We start from the raw sequence: 18808 nt of genomic DNA on the forward strand, positions 1-18808 counted from the left end.
TTATATAAAAAAATGCCTGTAATTTATGAAATTCATACTTTTACAGGCATATCTTTTTTACTTATTCACTAGAATCTCCAGTTATAGAAAAAGTCGATTGCTCGTTCTAAAGACTGACTCGCTTCCATATATAAACGCTGATTCATTTGATAACGCAGCGTTAATTTATTTACAGGCGTAAATACACCAACACCATATCGAATAAACAAATCTGGTGTGATATAGCCCGTTAAGCTGACTTGCGTATCATCACCCGTACCTTGTGCATCTAAAGCCAAACCGCTTAATCCGAAAGTACGTCCAATTTGGTTTGTTAAAGCACGTGTCCCCCCAAGTCCCATACTAATACCTGCGGCTGCAATGGTATTGTTTACATCTGACTTAAAGCCTTCTGTTTGACTTAAACCACTTGAGCCTTCATTAATACGACCTGTAATAATTGCATTTAAAGCTTCTTGCTCAGACAACCCTGCATCGTTATACACTTGAATACTTGGGCTTGATGCTGTACCTGTAATTCGAATACCGACCAAACTGCTTTGGATGTTTTTATTGGTATCAATATCTAATGTTGGATTAGATAATGCACCATTAAAACGAGCAATCGCACGATTTAAATCTAGGCTTTGTCCATAAGCTTCAATTTTCACACGCTTACTTACACCAATTGCGCCATTAGCACGCATGGCAGTTTCAGAACCGCGTTGCGTTAAATACAAACGACCCGTTAATGGAATACGACTATCAAAGCCTTGGAAGATGACCTGATTACCCAAGCTTACATCTAGGTCAGCATGAATAGACCAAGGTTTTGCCGCTTTTAAAATTGCAAGTTGGTCTTGTCCTTCATGTACCACACGCACATCTGAAGATACATTCACTACACTTGCTGTTGCTTCAGGCATAGAAATAAGTGCACGTGGTACATTTACTTCACCTTTCACAGATAATTTACTTTGGAATGGATAAGCCTGTAATGCAATATCTGTATTTACAATGGCTGTAATTAACGGCGCTTGGCGCACCAATAAATTATCACCTTTCAAATTCAGATTAAGTTTCGGTTCGCCTTTCCAGTCAAAGTCTCCTGTAATTTTCCCAACGCCACGACCACTATTAAATGCACCATTAATGGCAGCATTGTCTTGTCGAATAGAAGAATACAATTGAATATTGGTTAAATTAACAGGTAAAGAAATCATGCTAATTGCACCATTTTTCAAACGCATTTCACCTGTCACTAATGGCTTAGATAATGAACCATTCACTTTACCCGCAAAAGATAAACTACCGTCTAAACGGCGTACATCTGCAATAAATGGTTTAAGTACTTTTAACTGTAATTCATTAAATGCAACTTCACCACGCATGGCTTTATTTGCAGAATATGGGTCAATCACAACATTGGCATAGCCTGTACCAATTGCAGGCGTTTTCACATCTAAACGTAGTTGCAAGCCTTCAGAAATACTTTTCGCAATCACAGAAATTTGGTCATATTTTAAATTTGAACCAATTTCTTGAGGATCATCTCCTGTAATACCAATAATGCCATTTTGAGTTAGAAGTTTGACGTCAATTTTTGGCTTTTGCCCCTGCGCCCAAGATGCTTTTGCATAACCATTTACCTTACCTGTAATGGCTAAACCATCTGGCATAAATGCAGAGAAATCACTTAAATCTACGTTCTGCGTTACAAAAGAAACATTACCCTTTGTTTTACTTGTGCGAATAGGCTGATCGAAACACAATTGACTTTGCTGACTCATCCAACAATGTGCACCAATAAATAACTCACTATTATTCGTGTGATAAATAACTGATGCATTTTGTTTTTGAACTAGGCGAGTTCTGAGTGAGTCAAAGTCACCTTTTTGAATTTGACCATACCAATCGTTATTGGCATTAAAACCACCTGCCAATTGAACATAAAATTCACTCAGTTTGTTTTCTGCTTTTACTTTAAGTACATGCGCCTTTCGTGTTCCTGCTACAGAAATTTCACCTTGTTGAATTTCACGTTCACCACTACGTAGCGAATTTAGTCGTGCAGTTAAAATAGTTGGTGTTGTATCTGAAGTTGGCAATTCACCTTCAATTTTCAACTGTTTTACACTAAACAAGTTATTAAAACTAAAACCATCTACAACCAAGTTTGCTGTTGCTTTTAAACGTGGTTTCGCCTGAACATTTAAATAGCCATATGCTTTTCCGCGCAAACCACTGTAAACCTCATATAAAGCAGGTGCATTAATTTTAATTTTTAAGTTTTGTGCATTACCTGTCGCTTGAATTTGGTTTTGTGCATAAGACAAAAATAAATTATTGGCTTCAAACTGCTTCGGAACCAAACCATTTTCATGTGAACTTAGTAACATTGTTAAGTTACCCGTACCACGAATAGGCTTATTGTTAATTCTTCCTGCCACGTTTAAACGCGATATATTTACACGCTTAACTTTATCTGCCCAAAGTCCTTGGGTTTTTACAACACCCGAAACTTCACCACGAACGCTTGATACAAAATATTGTGGTTTAAAGCGAATAAGAGATGCGTTTACATCCCAACCAATTCCATGCGTTAAATTCACAATACCATCAGCAGCAATACGTCCTGCAACACCATTATGACTAAATTGATTAATCTTAATATATTGTGAAGTACCTGAAATTTTAGCTTTTAAATGACCTTCACTACCTTCAATTGCACTTGCATTCAACGCACCATCATAATCAACGGCGAAGCTTTTAAAAGCTCCACCATGTTTTTCATCATGGAATAAAATTGCTGCTGTCGTTTTGCCTGTTAAGCGCACAGATTCATTTTGATCTGCTAAACGACCCGTTAATGAAATTGGATTTAAATGAATAATCTGCTGATTTGTTCTAGCATAACCATTGGCTTTTACGTGACCATTTAATAAATTAATTGGCGCGGCACTTGTGACCGTTTGCGGATTAAAATTATTGGCATTAAGTAATGCATTCCACTTTAATTGACGCTTATCTGTTGGTAATTCTACAAATGCGCTGCCTTTTAAACCGCCTTGACCTGCGCTAAAACTAAAGTTAGGTACATTAAGGTTATTATCTTTTATATTTAACTGCGCTAAATATTGTCCAGCGGGTAACGTAGATTTTTCATGTGGTTTGATAAATGTTTCCACATGAATATTCTGTTGATCATCTACTAAATTCAGTTTTACATCACCCGAATCACTTTTTAACCAACCAATATACGGCATTTCACGGTCTAAACCTTTCCATGCAACATTCATAAGCATTGGTTCAGGTTTTTTTGTTTTAGCTTCTTTTTGATCTAATTTTAAATCCCAAGCTTCATATTTATCGAAGGCAACATTAGCTGTTAAATGTAAACCATCTTCCAATAAACCTGTAGATGCTAAATTTGCATCTAATGATGGTGGTAAGAAATCACGTACAACTTCAGGAATAATCTTATCTGTTGGTTTTATATTGTCTAAACGACCTTTCATATCCCAAGTCACATGATCTTTCCAACTTACAACACCTGCAACATTCACAGCCCCATCTAAAAGCTGTCCATTCACATTTTCAATGTTGAGCTGATTCACTAAATCTGTGTGCATTGAAGCTGTATAACGACCTTCAGGAATATCTTGACCGCTTAAATCTGTATTTAAATCAATATTAAGACGTTCAATATCTCCATAATATTTTGCAGTTCCTTTTTTCGCAAAAAGCTTTTGATCTGTTAATAATGGAAGATGATAGTTTCTAAATTTTACTTCACCTTTCATTGGAACATGTTCACGAAGCGGATGAACAATTCCCCAACCCGTTAAAAGATCTGGAGTATTAGTAGCAAAGCCAGCTTCAATGGTGTCTAAAGTACCGTTCGCAACAACATGAATACCATGAATATTCAAACTGTCATTTAACGATGGAATATTTACATCGGCAGTTGCTTTTATTGGGTATTTGCCCTGATCAAAAGTCATTCCACCATTGGCATTTTTAACATTTAAATACCCCATATCTAAATGGGTGTTTTTAAAGGTAAGTTCTGTACCTTTCCATAATGCTTTTTCCAAATGAATATCGTTAAAATCAACTTGTGTGGAACCTGTAATAATCGCCAAATGGTCGACATCGGCTTTATCTACACGTAAAACAAATGGTAGTCGAATTTCATTGTATTTAAATGGCTCATTTGAAGATGGACCTTTGGTTATAATTTGAAGATTTTCTACATTAGCATGTGTTAAATGAATTTCTTTTTTAACTATTGCACGCCAACCTAAAGACACATCTGCCCGATCAATTTTTACATCTACAGATTCTAGCGTTACCAGTACTTTTTTTAGAATAATGCCATTCAGTAAATTTCCACTTTCATATTCATAGTGAATAATTTGCTGACGTTCAAGCACGCTATCGAGTAAAAACTTACTTCCTCGGTCGGTTGAAAACATAACTGCTAAAGCAGCAACAATAAAGAGAACTACAAAAAGAAGTGACATAAGTACACTTCTTAGTATTCTTCGCTTTTTAGGCAAAGCTGTTGGTAATTCTGGTTGCTGTTCCACTTCAGCCATAAATCTTCTCTAAACGTAAATTATAATTGTGAGCCAATAAAGAAATGTAAACGAATTGGTTTACTGTCATCCGACAAACCACTTGCCACATCTAAACGGATTGGACCAATTGGTGATGCCCAACGAATACCGACACCCGCACTATAAGCAGCAGGTGTTTTAAAATCTGCATCATACGCATTACCAAAATCTGTAAATACCGCAGCGCGCCATCCTTCAGAAAATTGATAATTATATTCAAGTGAACCCACAGCAAGTGCTTGACCACCTACTTTAAAGCCATCTTCTACAGGAGATAAACTCTTATAGTCAAAACCACGCATGGTTTGGTCGCCACCCGTTACATAACGTAAGTTATAAGGTACACGGCTAAAATCATCGGTAAAGATATAGCCCAAATCTGCACGACCTACAAATTGATGATCATAGCTTTCACCTACAGAATAAATGAAACGCCATCCTGCATTGGCAATTGCCATATTGACATCGGTTAATAGATTTTCACTACCAACTTCAACTTTATAAGTTTGCTTAAAGCCACGTGTTGGATTTACTCGTTTATCTGAATCTACACGCGAAATTTCATAACCAAATAGTAACGATTCTTGCTCAGGATTTCCTGTACCCAAAAAAGTATCAGGAATATCATCTACGTTAAATATGCCTTGCCCTGTAAGTCGATCCAGTCGGTAACGAACCCCCATTACATGTTGCCAACTACCACGCGGGTTTTTAATGACACGGTCTGCACCTAATACAGCAGATTCAATGAGCAAGTTTCCTGTATCAGAAATGTCTTTACGCTCTTCACGCTCATAACCGCCCACTAAAGAAATATAGTCATTTAATGGATGGTTATATGGAATGTTGTATCGACCATCAATAGATTGACGCTTTTCAGACAACTCAAAGTTTGCATCGAAAGAGTGACCACGCTTATTCACAATTGCACGGCGATATTGGCTACGTAAACGCACGCCTGTATCTGTGCCATAACCTAAACCGACTTCAGCATTATTTAACTTATCGGCATTTAAAGTCACAACAACTGGTATTTTTTTATTTTCACGTGCTTGAGCTTTTAAACGCTCTGTTTCATCTTCTTTTGTTTCTTGCTGAACCTGAAGAGTTCTAAACTCTTTACTGTCTTCATCTTTACCCAAACCTGCAAACTGATCTTCATTCACCACATTTTGTTTTACTTCAGTTGAAGATGCTTCTGCGACAGGTCTTGGAATTGGATCTGTTGAAGTACCATTTGCCAATTTTTCCAAATCAATTAAAGCTTGAAGATCCGGTGCATATTCTAATTTGTTCTCAATAGGATCAGGTCGAACTGCATCAACTAAGGTGTAATTAAAATAACGTGAGTTCGTTAAGTTATTTGCTAATGTATTTACACGCCAAAATGCATAATCTTGACCATCTTCCCAAGGCACTAATTGTTCAAGAATATCTCGATCTAAAGGAAATTCCTTATTTGGATCACTCATACGAAATTCAACCGCACCAATTTTATATCGGTCGCCTGTTTCGTATTTTAAATTAATATCTGCTGTATCTTGTGGTTGTGAAACTTTTACATCGTGCATACGCCAATATGAATCGAAATAACCATTATTGGTTGCAGCATCTGCAATTCGTTCTTTGGTTTTTTCGTATAAACCATGATTAAAAACATCGCCTTCAGATAAATCTGGTAATACGCCAATTACTAAGAATTGTGATTGAGTTTGTCCTGCACCGCTAAACTCAACATTATTGGTTTTTACAACAACAGGTTTATTTGGAACAACTAAAACCTTAACTTTACCATCACCAATTTTTTCAAATTTAAACTCTGCATTATAAAAACCAACCGCTTGCGCTGCTTGATTTGACATCGTTCTTAATTGAGAAATAGATGAAATAAAATCATCAAATGCTTCTACCGTATAACTTGATAATTTAGCTTCTATATTGGTCTTTAATAATTCGACTGATGCCTTTTCACTTGCAGTAAATGTATCTAAATTATCTGTAACAACGACTTCTGCACTAATACGAGGAATAGCTTGCGCATTGCCAATCTGTGGAGGACGAACTTTATTATAAATCTTTCTAAAGAAGCCTACTTTCTCAGGCTCTTTCGGTTCATCGTTACTTAAACTTAAAACATTTAACGTACGACCTGTTTCATTGGCTTCTACAATAATTCTGCTATCTGCATGAATGCTATTCATTAATGCATCAACATTTACAGGCGCTTGATTGATTTCTGCTAAATCTTGTTTTGTAGCATCATTTACAACAATGTCTTTAGATTGTTCTGCACGGTTTTTTTCCGCATCTTGTTTGGCTTGTTCTGCAACTTTAAAAATATCTTGCACCATCTGATCATCAACAGACAATTCGGGTAAGCTCTCTAATTCATCTATACCTATCGGTGCAAATTCTTCAATAGGATTAGGAGCGTTCATTTGATCTTGAAGCATTTGGTAGCTGTCAAAATCTTCATCAATTGCATAAAGCTGTTTATTGCTATGCAGTTTAAATTCTGAATTTATGTTATTCGCATTGGCTTTTATTTCTTCTTGATATTCAGCAGGCAACTCTATAGGACTCATTTCAGCTTGAGTTTGATTTTCTGCAAAACCATGCTGCGCCATTAAGCCTAAAAAAACACTCATACATAATTGTTTATGACCTACTCGTTCCAATAAAGAATGAATACTTAAACTTAATGTTGATTTTTTGAACTTCAAATTTTCAGGCATAAAACGTTAAACCAATCTAATATTTTTTAATATGAAATCCGTATCAATACTATTGCACGAGTAAAAATACTATATGACATTCATGATTGAATAGCCTTAAAATATCATACAGGAATTTTATAGTATTATAGAAGTTGCTCACATTTTTTAATAAAACTTTTAAAACAGTGCCAAAGCTATGGATAACAAAGAACATCTATTAGGTACACGTCGTTTTTTACCGATGTTTATCACACAATTTTTTGGTGCTTTAAACGATAATGTTTATAAACAAGCCCTGTTATTGGTCATTACTTATGGTTGGATTCAACAACAAACAGCAGATGTAAGTACGCTCAATAATTTGGCTGCACTGTTATTCATATTGCCTTATTTTATTTTTTCAGCAACCGCAGGACAAATTGCCGATAAATATGAAAGATCTAGGCTTGTTCGCTACCTAAAAATATCTGAAATTATCATTATGATTTTAGCCACTGTTGGCTTTTTAATTGGTAATTTGTGGTTACTTTTACTTGCACTGTTTTTATTGGGAACACATTCGACATTTTTTGGTCCCATTAAATATGCAATTTTGCCTGAAATTTTAAAACCAAATGAGTTGATGTCTGGAAATGCCTTATTCCAATCTGGCACATCTATGGCAATTTTAATTGGTATGATTTTAGGCGGTGCTGTTATTTCCTTATCTCAAGGAAATTTAGTTTGGATTAGCTCAACCGTCTTAATCATTGCTATTTTAGGTTATATTTCTAGTACATTTATTCTTAAACAAAAAGTAAACCCTAATAATATTCAGGTCGATTGGAACTTTTTTAGAACAAGCTTCCAAACCATAAAATATGCAAAAAGCCTTCCGCTTATTTTTACAATTTTACTTGGAAACTCTTGGTATTGGTTTTACGGTGCAACTTACCTCACCCAAATTCCACAACTTACCCAACAGTATCTTTATGGAAATGAAAATGTCGTTAGCCTTTTACTAACTTTCTTTTCTGTTGGTATTGGCGTTGGCTCACTTTTATGCAGAAAAATTGGTGGTACAGAAGTTAATATTAAAATGGTTCCTATTGGTGCTATTGGTTTAACTGTTTTTGCACTTTATTTGGCTGCAAGCATCTCTTTTGTACCTGCTCATACAGGTGAATTACTTTCACTTACTGAAGTTTTTCATCAACATGCAAGTTATTACCATGTCATGATTGCCATTACATTATTAGGCATTAGCGGTGGTTTTTATATCGTACCGCTTTACGCCATGATGCAAGCCTATTCACCTTGTTCTCATCGTGCACGTGTAGTGGCTGCAAACAATATTTTAAACGCAATTTTCATGGTAACTTCTGCTATATTCTCTATCATTGTATTAAGTATCTTAAACATAGATATGAAAATACTGTTTTGTATTACCGCAATTTTAAGTGCAATATTTTCAATTTGGTTACTCATTCGAATTAAACCATTATTAAAAACTGCACAGCTCTCGTTGGAGGATTAACTCATGCGTCAATTTACGGGTATCGACAAGCTTATCAATTCATTCGATCAGGCTTTACGTAGCTTAGTACCAGGTGCAACATCTGCTCATCGAGAAAATCCTGCAAATGAAGTAGATACACAACTTGCAGTAAGTGAAGCTCGTCATGTGGCTGGCTTAATGCGTGTAAACCATAGCGGTGAAGTGTGCGCTCAAGCTTTATATCACGGGCAAGCTCTTACGGCGAAATTACCCAATGTACGTCGTGAAATGGAATTTGCAGCAATTGAAGAGCAAGATCATTTAGCGTGGTGTGAAGACCGCTTAAAAGAACTCGATAGCCACACAAGTTTATTTAATCCTGTTTGGTATAGCTTGTCTTTTGGGATGGGCGCATTAGCGGGTATTGCTGGCGATAAATATAGTCTTGGTTTTGTTGCAGAAACAGAACGCCAAGTAAGTTTGCACTTAATTGATCATATTAATCAACTTCCTTCACAAGATGATCGTTCACGTAAAATTTTAACGCAAATGAATGAAGATGAATTACATCACAGAGATACAGCATTAAAAGCAGGCGGTGTAGATTTACCACTTCCTGTACGTATTGCAATGACAGGTATTTCTAAGTTAATGACTAAAACGAGTTATTACATTTAAAGATTTATTCTCACATAAATAAAAAAGCCCCTTTCGGGGCTTTTTTATTGTGACTTTAAGCTTCTTGCTTAGACTCTGCTGCATCTATCAAATCTTCTTCTAAAATTTGAAGTGATTCAATTTCTTCACCAGATTCAATAGTACGATGTACTGCTTTACGCGTTGCACGAGTAATTAAAGAGTTTAAGTCTCGTCCAGACATACCATCTGTAAGTTTTGCAAGTTCTTGCACTTTTTCACTCACATCAAATGCAACAGGTTTCGAGCTTAAAAGTAAGCTTAAAATTTTCGCACGTGCCTCTACATCTGGTAAGCCAATTTCAATTTTACGTTCTAAGCGTGACAATAATGCAGAGTCGATATTTTCAGGGTGGTTCGATGCCGCAAGCAAGAATACTTGTCCTGCTTTGGTTGCCACACCGTCAATCTCTTGCAGTAATTGCCCCACAATTTCTTGCACAAAACCGTCAGAGTTTCCACCACGAGAGCCCGCAATAATGTCAATTTCATCAATAAACACAATACACGGCGCTTGTGAACGCGCTTGTTCAAATAATTGTTTAACTTTCGAACCAGACTGACCAATAAAGTTCGCTTTTAAATCTGATGTTGCAGCAGCAATAAATGATAAACCTGATTGACCTGCTAAAACTCGTGCAATTTGGGTTTTACCTGTACCCGGTGGACCATACAACAAAATACCTTTTGGTGTAGATATTCCAAGCTTATTTAAGCGTTCAGAATTACGTAATTCTTTACCTAAATTTTGGAACTCATTTAAAGTTTTTTCTGGTAAAACAATATCATCCCAAGACAATGTCTTCACTTGTGTAGACGATTTACCACGCACTTTACGTACTTGTGCAACCAACGTTTCAATATTTAAATCTGAGTTAATATTCTCAGCAACCAATGTTGCAACAAGTGTATGAATATCACGACCTGACATACCTGAAGTTTCAGTCACTAACTCATCTGTTACTTCAATATTAAGCTCCGCCATCTTAAATTCATTTTTCAAGATGTTTGCACGCGCCTTATCATTTGGTAAACCAATTTCTACCGTTGTGGTGAATCGTGAAAGAATTGCATTATCTAAAATATCGTGACGGTTCGTTGCACCAATCACAAATACTTGACCTGCTGCCTGATTAAAACCATCCCACTCAGAAATGAAGGTTTGCACCAATTCATTACCAAAACTGTCATTATCTATACCACCACGTTTTGCAAATGCGCTTTCACATTCATCAATAAACAAAATTGTTGGTGCTTTATCACGACAACGTTGCCAAAGCTCTTTTACTTTTGGCGCAGTTTGTCCAATATGTCCCGCTTTTAAATCTGCAATATTTACAGCTTCAAAATGGCAGTCGGCTTGTTTTGCAAGCTTTCGTGCAATTAAAGTTTTACCCGTACCCGGTGGGCCATAGAGTAAAATACCTTTTGGAGATGGCTTACGACCTGAAACGAATAGATCAACCAGTTTTAAAATACGGTCTAATGTTTCTTCTTCAAGCGCAACATCTGACCAATTTACCATGACATCTTTTAAGGTCGAAATACGTTTTTTTAAAGAAGATAAAATTTGTTTATGACGCTCAGCTTCTTGTGAATGTTCAGCAAACTCTTGAATTGGCTTAATGTCATCTTGTACTTGATTGGCAAATTCTTTTAAAAACTTCTCACGAACAGTCCATTCTTGTTGAGACAAGTTTGCAGTAATATCAATGATCTGTGGCTCACCATTTTGTTGTACATGAAGCAATGCATAAATTTTCTTAGTTTCAAGGTCTTCAAATACAACAAATGACTCACCAAACATATTGCCAAATCTTTTATCAATTCGCCAATTAGAAGTAGAACCATTGCCCTCATTAGATGGCGCAACGGTTGCAATATATGGATGATTAGAATCTCCACTTTCCTTTTCGCTAAACTGCATAAACGATACTTTAAATGTACCTAATTTAAGTAGTGCTTGGCAGGCGCCTTCAGTTTTTTTAGTTGCGGCTTTGGTCATTGCTCTTCTGACAAGCCACACATAAATACCAAAAACAACCAAGTAGGTTAAAAAACGACCAAGAATATATTTTAAGAAATATGGTGCAACGAAAATGAGTAGAACCCAAATTACAATAGTTGCAAAACCACTCTTGGTTAAAGTACGTAAAGATAGTGATGAAAATAACTCTTTCTTACGTGCATCATCACGAATTTTCTGTACTGCATGCTTTACCGAATTGGCTAATTTGAGCTCTATATTTCGAGCTGCTCGCTCAACTGCAGGATAATACTGTTCCGCTTCTTTAAATGCTTCTTCACTTTGTGCTTTAATTCCATCTAGCTCAGCAATTGCCTTATTATATTGCTGTGCTAAATACCCCTCATTTTGTAAATTATCATTTGCCATGCAATAAACCATTTATCATTTTCATTATATTTATTATGCAAATAATCCTGTAAATTGCTAGGCAAAATATTTATATTTTCGAACAAAATCGAACATTTAAATTAACCATATATTCCAATAATAAAAAAAAGCCTCAAAAGAGGCTTTTTTTTTATGAATAATTATCGTGCATCAATTGATGGAACTTTACGCAGTTCAGGCCCTGTATAATCCGCACTTGGGCGAATAATACGGTTATCAGAACGTTGCTCCATCACATGCGCAGCCCAACCTGTTACACGCGACATTACGAAAATTGGTGTGAATAATTTCGTTGGAATATCCATAAAGTGATACGCCGAAGCATGGAAAAAATCTGCATTACAGAATAGTTTCTTCTCGCGCCACATCACTTCTTCACAGCGCACAGATACAGGATATAAAACGGTATCACCCACATCTTTTGCTAAACGCTCAGACCAAATTTTAATAATGCCATTTCGTGGATCATTATCTTTATAAATGGCATGACCAAAGCCCATAATTTTTTCTTTACGCTCAAGCTTACCTAGCATTTCACGTTCAGCTTCTTCTGGCGATGTCCAATTTTCAATCATCTCCATAGCAGCTTCGTTTGCACCACCATGTAAATGACCACGCAATGAACCAATCGCACCTGTAATACATGAATGCATGTCTGACAATGTTGATGCACAAACACGTGCAGTAAATGTAGAAGCGTTAAACTCATGCTCTGCATACAAAATTAAAGAAACATTCATTACTTGTTCATGCAATTCGTTTGGCTTTTCACCACGTAATAAATGTAAGAATTGCGCGCCAATTGAATCATCATCTGTATTTTCATTAACACGAACACCATCGTGGCTGAAACGATACCAATAACAAATAATGGCAGGTAAAGTCGCCAAAATACGGTCTGCAACATCTTGTTGATCTGCAAAAGAATATTCTGTTTCTAAATTACCTAACATTGAAACGCCTGTACGCATTACATCCATTGGATGCGAATTTGCAGGAATTCGCTCCAAAACTTCTTTTAACGCTTGTGGCAATGATCGTAAAGATTTTAATTTTGCTTTATACGCTTCAAGCTCTTTTTTATTTGGCAATTCACCAAAGAAAATTAAATAGGCTACTTCTTCAAATTGACAGTTTTCAGCAAGATCTTGCACATCATAACCACGATAAGTTAAGCCTGCTCCGCTTTTACCTACTGTAGATAATGCAGTTTTTCCTGCAACTTGACCACGCAACCCTGCGCCTGTAAGTACTTTTCCTTCAGCCATTTTTTTAATTCTCCTGTTTAAACAGTTTATCTAATGTATTTTCAAAGGTGTGATAATCTAAAAATTCGTAAAGTTCTTTTCGTTGTTGCATTTTATCAAGTACGTTAACCTGAGTTCCTTGGTCACGAATAGCATGCATAACTTCTAATGCTGCTTTTTGCATTGCACGTGTTGCAGAAAGTGGATACAACACCATCGAAATACCTTGTTCACCAAGCTCATCGACTGTGTAATACGGCGTATCACCAAATTCTGTAATATTTGCCAAAACAGGTACACCCACTGCATCACAAACTGTTCTGTACATTGTAATGTCTGTCATTGCTTCGGCAAAAATTGCATCTGCACCAGCTTCTACACATGCACAAGCACGGTCAATCACGGCATTTAAGCCTTCTTTTTGCAAAGCATCAGTACGTGCCATAATCACAAAATTAGAATCAGTTTTTGCATCTACCGCAGCTTTAACACGATCAACCATTTCTTGTTGCGTTACAATTTCTTTATTTGGACGATGTCCACAGCGTTTTTGAGCAACTTGATCTTCAATATGAACAGCCGCAGCACCTGCGGCAATCATTTGTTTGACTGTACGTGCAATGTTAAATGCACCTCCCCAGCCCGTATCAATATCTACCAATAATGGTGTATCTACACGTTCTGTAATACGTCGAACATCTTCTAAAACATTGTCTAGGCTAGTCATTCCCAAATCTGGAAGACCATAAGAGTAATTTGCAACTCCTGCACCCGATAAATAGATTGCTTTGTATCCGACTTGCTTTGCCATCATGGCAGAATAAGCATTTACAGTGCCCATAATTTGTAATGGTTTTTCAGCATCCAATGCTTGTCTAAATGCTAAACCTGCAGACTGTTGTTGTGTCATTGTCCTTTCCACAGTATCAATATTATTTATCGAACTTCGAGTATATCCATAATTTTTGATCAACCTACGCCCAAATTGCACGAAAATTATAGAACTTTAGTCATAAGTTAGATGAATATTCACACGATTCTAAAAAATATTTGAAGCACCACGGCACCTATAATATTTGGTATAATCTATATTAGCTCTATTCATAAATATGCCAATGCTCAATACTTTTCAGTTTCAAACATCTCATGATATTCCAGCCACTAAACGTGGTCATGAGCGCTGTGTAGCACTTCTTGAAAGTGCGACTGAATTGTTTCTAAGCCGTGGCTACGATGCTGTTTCATTAGATGATATTGTGAATCATGCAGGTGGATCGAAAGCATCTATTTATAAGTATTTTGGTAATAAAGACGGTTTATTTAAGGCTATTTGTGATTATCGACGTATTCAGTTTTTTGAAGATATCAGTGTTACCTGTGATCAAAAATCTATAGATTTACGAACAAACTTAGTCACCACCTTATTAAACTTCTATTCGCATATTCAAAAGCCAAAAAATGCATCTTTCATGAAGTTAATTATGGAGCAAGGTCAGCGTAATCCTGATATTGCTCGCCATATACATGAAAATGGTCCACTCAAAATTCAACAAGTTGTTGCAGATAGCCTAAAAAAGGCACATGAAAGTGGTTTGTTATATTGTGAAAATCCGCTTTATTCTGCACAACTTTACTTTGGAATTTTACGTAATTTAGAATGGCGAATTATTATTGGTGTTCCATTAGAACAAGATGATCAAGAAGTGTTCAAATATATAAGCTACGCGGTAGATCGCTTCTTAGACGGTCACCAAAAAGGCTAGTTTTTTTGCTTTTTTGTATAATTATAGTATAGAGTGTTCGATTCTCCTTTTTTCATCAACCAACCAACAACTAATTGTTGTTTTTATTCAGCAATTATTGTGGAGTAACCATGGCTCTACGTCACTTTCTTACTTTACGCGATTTATCTACTCTCGAACTGAACCAGATCATCCAACGCGGTATTGAGCTGAAGCGAAAGCAGCACAATAACGAAGTTTTCCAACCTTTTGTTGGTAAAGTGATGGGCATGATTTTTGAAAAATCGAGCACCCGTACACGCGTTTCGTTTGAAGCAGGTATGAGCCAGTTTGGTGGTAGTGCAATTTTCCTTTCTTCTCGCGACACGCAATTAGGTCGTGGCGAGCCAATTGAAGATTCTGCACGTGTAATTTCAAGCATGCTTGATATTGTGATGATCCGTACTTTTGGTCATGACATTGTAGAACGCTTTGCTTCTTACTCTAAAGTTCCTGTGATTAATGCATTAACTGATGATCACCACCCTTGCCAATTACTTGCGGACGTTCAAACTTATGTTGAACACCGTGGTTCTATTGAAGGTAAAACTGTGGCTTGGATTGGCGATGGCAACAATATGTGTAATTCATATATTGAAGCTGCGCACATGTGGGGCTTTAAGTTAAAAATTGCTGCGCCTAAAGGTTATGAACCTCAAGAGAAATTCTTGTCTGAATTTGCGCATTGTGTAGAGCTTGTTGATTCTGCTGAAGATGCGGCTGTAAATGCTGACTTAATCGTGACTGACGTTTGGGCAAGTATGGGACAGGAAGAAGAGCAAAAAATTCGTGAAAAAGCATTTGCTGATTTCCAAGTAAATGAAAAATTAATGGATTTGGCTCACCCAGATTGTTTATTCATGCATTGCCTACCTGCGCACCGCGGTGAAGAAATTTCTGAAAATATGTTAGAGCATAAAAATGCTGTAGTTTGGGATGAAGCAGAAAACCGCTTACATGCTCAAAAAGCTTTAGTTGAATTTTTATTAAATGAAAATTTAAAGAAAGATTAATAGTTTGATATAAGAAAGCCCCGAATTCGGGGCTTTCTTATTTATATCACAAAATTCACCTTTTATTCATACCTTACTCAGTATATTAAAAAATATTATTAAGAAATAATGAGTAAAATATGCTTAGAAACATCGGATTAACTATAATTTTATGCATTCCATTCACTACTTTTGCTAATGACGATAAACCACCCAAAGGACAAATCTATAAAGCTCAAGGTTTAAGTCTAGGAATTGGTGCAGTTGGTAGTAGCGGTATATATGTTGGAGAAAAAACTGAAATCACTCCTATACCCGTGATTTCATATGAAACTGAGCATTTTTTTATTCGTGGTTTATATGCAGGTGTAGAACTTTACAAAAATAACCTACTTACCGTAAATGCCATCACTAACATCAATATGATGAATTTAGATATCGATAACTTAAGTAAAGAAAAATTAGCCGCTAATAATATTAGTACATCACAATTAGAAGATCGTGAGCGTAGTGTAGATTTAGGTATAGAAAGTATTCTACGACTACCTTATGGCTTATTTTCACTACAAGCTGTCAATGATATCGGTGGTGCTAGTGACGGAGCAGAGCTTCGCTTCAATTATCAATACTTCTGGAGAATAAACCCTAAAGTCACTCTGATGCCAAATGTTGGTATAGATTGGCTATCGGACAAACGAGCAAATTATTATTATGGTATTTTAGACAGTGAAGTCTCTCGTGGTGTAGTCGCATACAAACCAAATCATGTCTTTATTCCACATTTATCTTTAGGTGCAAGTTATGCACTAACAGATAAAGTCAAATTAAGTGGTGCGGCAATGCAAAAGTTTTTACCAAACAAAGTGCAAGATGGACCGTTAGTTGATAAGAGTAAACTCACTAATTTTTACATGGCACTAACATATAAGTTTTAAGTATTCATTTTATTTTTTAGAAAACAATTTCACTCATCAATTTGAAGCCTAGACTCATTCTAGGCTTTTGAATAATCTGTCAAATTCAATACAGTCGTTTCATTTTTCTAATGAAAAATTAGAACTACTCTACAAACAACAACGCTAAACGAACTTGATCATATCCCAATTTAGGACTTGTTAAATCTACAATCGGGCGAAGTTTTAAAGAACCATCATCATTAAAATGATTAGAGTCTTTACGTTTTAACAAACGCTTATAAATTTTACGCACTTGTTCAACGACTTCTTCACCTGGGCTTGCAACAGAAATATCTAACCCCTGTTCTTTATGTAAACGCCCTAAATGATTAATAATGGTAGCAGGTGTTAAACCACGCTCTACCGCAATATCTTGAATTTCATAACCATCCACAAATAATGCTTTCGTTTCATCCAAAGTTGCAGCAGCGTAATTCGTTTTACCGCCACTTTTGGCAATTTTCTTCTCATTACGCTCAATTTCAACTTCATTTAGCGTACCGCCACAATGACGAATAAATGCTTTGTGCTGAGGTGTTAAGTCAATTGCATCGTAATGTTTTTCAGCTTCATCAGAAAGCTCTTGAAAACGTCTGTCCGCCTTAATGGCTAAACTATCTAGCTCTAAAGCTTGCTCATTAAAACCAAGTAACCGCAAGCCATCTAAGCTTTTTAATCGAGACAGCGCAACATAACCCTGCCCATTTTCAAAAGTATGACTTAAATTAATTTCAGCCGCTTCTAAAGTCATCCCTTGAGATTTATGAATGGTAATTGCCCAAGCTAAACGTAAAGGAATTTGCGAAAAACTCGCAATGGTTTTACCTGCATCGTTGTCCACAGACCATGTTTCAGGTTCAACAATTAAAGTCGTTCCATCTGTAAGTTTTACTTTCGGCAAGCAACCATATTCATCATCTTCTTCAAAGCCAATCACTTCGCCTAAGCTACCGTTAATGTAGCCCATATCGAAATTGTTCTTTACGAACATGACTTTGGCATTTTTCTTTAACGTTAAGTTTTCTGGCGCACGTACAGAAGACTTTAATGTTTCTATTAGCTTGTCATTACCATCACATTGCGCATCGAACTGACGACCATCATTTTCAATTTCATTCAAATGCTTAAAGTTAATGGTGTCTACGTCCATATTATGCGTATATAGACGTGTAAAGGTATCGCCAATATCTTGATTTCGTGTATTAATTAAAGCTTGTTTATGTGCTTCACTAATGCTTTGGCTACGAATGGCATTTAAAATATCGTTTAAATAATCGTTCCCTTGACGATGCTGTTCCGTCAAATAACATACGCGGAATTTTGCTTCCACCCACGCTTCAGACATAAAACAAAACTTATCACGGTTACGTTCATCATTACGACCTACAGGTGGTAACTGGAAAAAATCCCCTGCAACAATCACTTGAATTCCACCAAAAGCGTCTTCGCTTTCTTTGAAGAATTTTAAAACCTTATTCACTAAATTTAGTTGCTTAGCATGCAACATCGAAATTTCATCAATAATTAAAACTTGGGCATTTTCTAAATGCTCTTTTAAATATTTACGTTCTTTCATGCGCTTCAGTTCATCTTCTGAAATCGCATCTTTAATCCCAATACCAGCCCAAGTATGAATAGTCATACCATTCATATGCGTTGCAGCAATGCCCGTAGAAGCTGTAATAGCCACAGTAACTTTACGTGCTTTTAAATAATTGATGTATTGATTAAGCGTATAGGTTTTACCTGCACCAGCCGACCCTGTTAAAAATACATTTTCACCGGCTTTCAATAACTTCAGTGCAGTTTCTTGTTTCATAAGACCTATAACCATAAACGAACCGCTATAGCCTACAGATTTTTGACTCAAAAGTTAAGGTTAAAAGTCAGATTAGCGACAAAGCATGTCTTTCAATTTCATTTAA

The 18808-nt window shown here is 36.3% G+C and carries 11 protein-coding genes; 5 read left to right on the top strand and 6 right to left on the bottom strand.

Features of this window, described 5'->3' with window-relative positions:
• Positions 1–68: 68 nt before the first annotated feature.
• Together MZO21_RS06695 and MZO21_RS06700 are read right to left on the bottom strand one after the other, a co-directional pair.
• On the bottom strand, positions 69–4580 hold the full coding sequence (locus tag MZO21_RS06695) for a translocation/assembly module TamB domain-containing protein (RefSeq protein ID WP_154771538.1): 4512 nt from the start codon (positions 4578–4580) through the stop codon (positions 69–71).
• Between the two features lie 20 nt (positions 4581–4600).
• Entirely contained in the window at positions 4601–7336 is a 2736-nt protein-coding gene (locus tag MZO21_RS06700; protein WP_248101127.1) for an autotransporter assembly complex protein TamA, read from the bottom strand.
• A gap of 178 nt (positions 7337–7514) precedes the next feature.
• Here MZO21_RS06700 and MZO21_RS06705 point away from each other — a divergent pair, with 178 nt between their 5' ends.
• Both MZO21_RS06705 and coq7 read left to right on the top strand, forming a co-directional pair.
• Positions 7515–8834: an MFS transporter gene (locus MZO21_RS06705; protein ID WP_154771536.1), complete on the top strand. Its 1320-nt coding sequence runs from the start codon at positions 7515–7517 to the stop codon at positions 8832–8834.
• Positions 8835–8837: 3 nt separating this feature from the next.
• Positions 8838–9473 carry a 2-polyprenyl-3-methyl-6-methoxy-1,4-benzoquinone monooxygenase gene (gene coq7 / locus MZO21_RS06710; protein ID WP_154771535.1) on the top strand — a complete coding sequence of 212 codons (636 nt, stop codon included), beginning with the start codon at positions 8838–8840 and terminating at the stop codon, positions 9471–9473.
• A 55-nt stretch (positions 9474–9528) separates the two neighbouring features.
• On the opposite strand, the gene MZO21_RS06715 is transcribed toward coq7, so the two are convergent.
• The 3 genes from MZO21_RS06715 to prpB all read right to left on the bottom strand — a co-directional run bounded on the left by MZO21_RS06715 (position 9529) and on the right by prpB (position 14064).
• Complete coding sequence (locus MZO21_RS06715) at positions 9529–11886, bottom strand: AAA family ATPase (RefSeq protein ID WP_154771534.1); 2358 nt, start codon at positions 11884–11886, stop codon at positions 9529–9531.
• Positions 11887–12047: 161 nt separating this feature from the next.
• A complete protein-coding gene (gene prpC / locus MZO21_RS06720) occupies positions 12048–13175 on the bottom strand; it encodes a bifunctional 2-methylcitrate synthase/citrate synthase (protein ID WP_154771533.1) in 1128 nt (375 codons plus the stop codon).
• A 4-nt stretch (positions 13176–13179) separates the two neighbouring features.
• Complete coding sequence (gene prpB, locus MZO21_RS06725) at positions 13180–14064, bottom strand: methylisocitrate lyase (protein WP_154771532.1); 885 nt, start codon at positions 14062–14064, stop codon at positions 13180–13182.
• A gap of 205 nt (positions 14065–14269) precedes the next feature.
• Here prpB and MZO21_RS06730 point away from each other — a divergent pair, with 205 nt between their 5' ends.
• The 3 genes from MZO21_RS06730 (at position 14270) to MZO21_RS06740 (ending at position 16862) form a co-directional block, all read left to right on the top strand.
• Complete coding sequence (locus MZO21_RS06730) at positions 14270–14917, top strand: TetR/AcrR family transcriptional regulator (protein WP_154771684.1); 648 nt, start codon at positions 14270–14272, stop codon at positions 14915–14917.
• Positions 14918–15027: 110 nt separating this feature from the next.
• Complete coding sequence (gene argF / locus MZO21_RS06735; protein ID WP_154771531.1) at positions 15028–15948, top strand: ornithine carbamoyltransferase; 921 nt, start codon at positions 15028–15030, stop codon at positions 15946–15948.
• A gap of 119 nt (positions 15949–16067) precedes the next feature.
• The gene (locus MZO21_RS06740) at positions 16068–16862 is read left to right on the top strand and encodes a MipA/OmpV family protein (protein ID WP_154771530.1); all 795 of its coding nucleotides are present in this window, start codon (positions 16068–16070) and stop codon (positions 16860–16862) included.
• 124 nt (positions 16863–16986) lie between these two features.
• Here the strand turns inward: MZO21_RS06740 and MZO21_RS06745 are convergent, their stop codons facing one another.
• A complete protein-coding gene (locus MZO21_RS06745) occupies positions 16987–18702 on the bottom strand; it encodes an AAA family ATPase (protein ID WP_154771529.1) in 1716 nt (571 codons plus the stop codon).
• Positions 18703–18808 lie beyond the last annotated feature (106 nt).

Source organism: Acinetobacter portensis, assembly GCF_023158935.1.
Lineage (GTDB): Bacteria > Pseudomonadota > Gammaproteobacteria > Pseudomonadales > Moraxellaceae > Acinetobacter > Acinetobacter faecalis.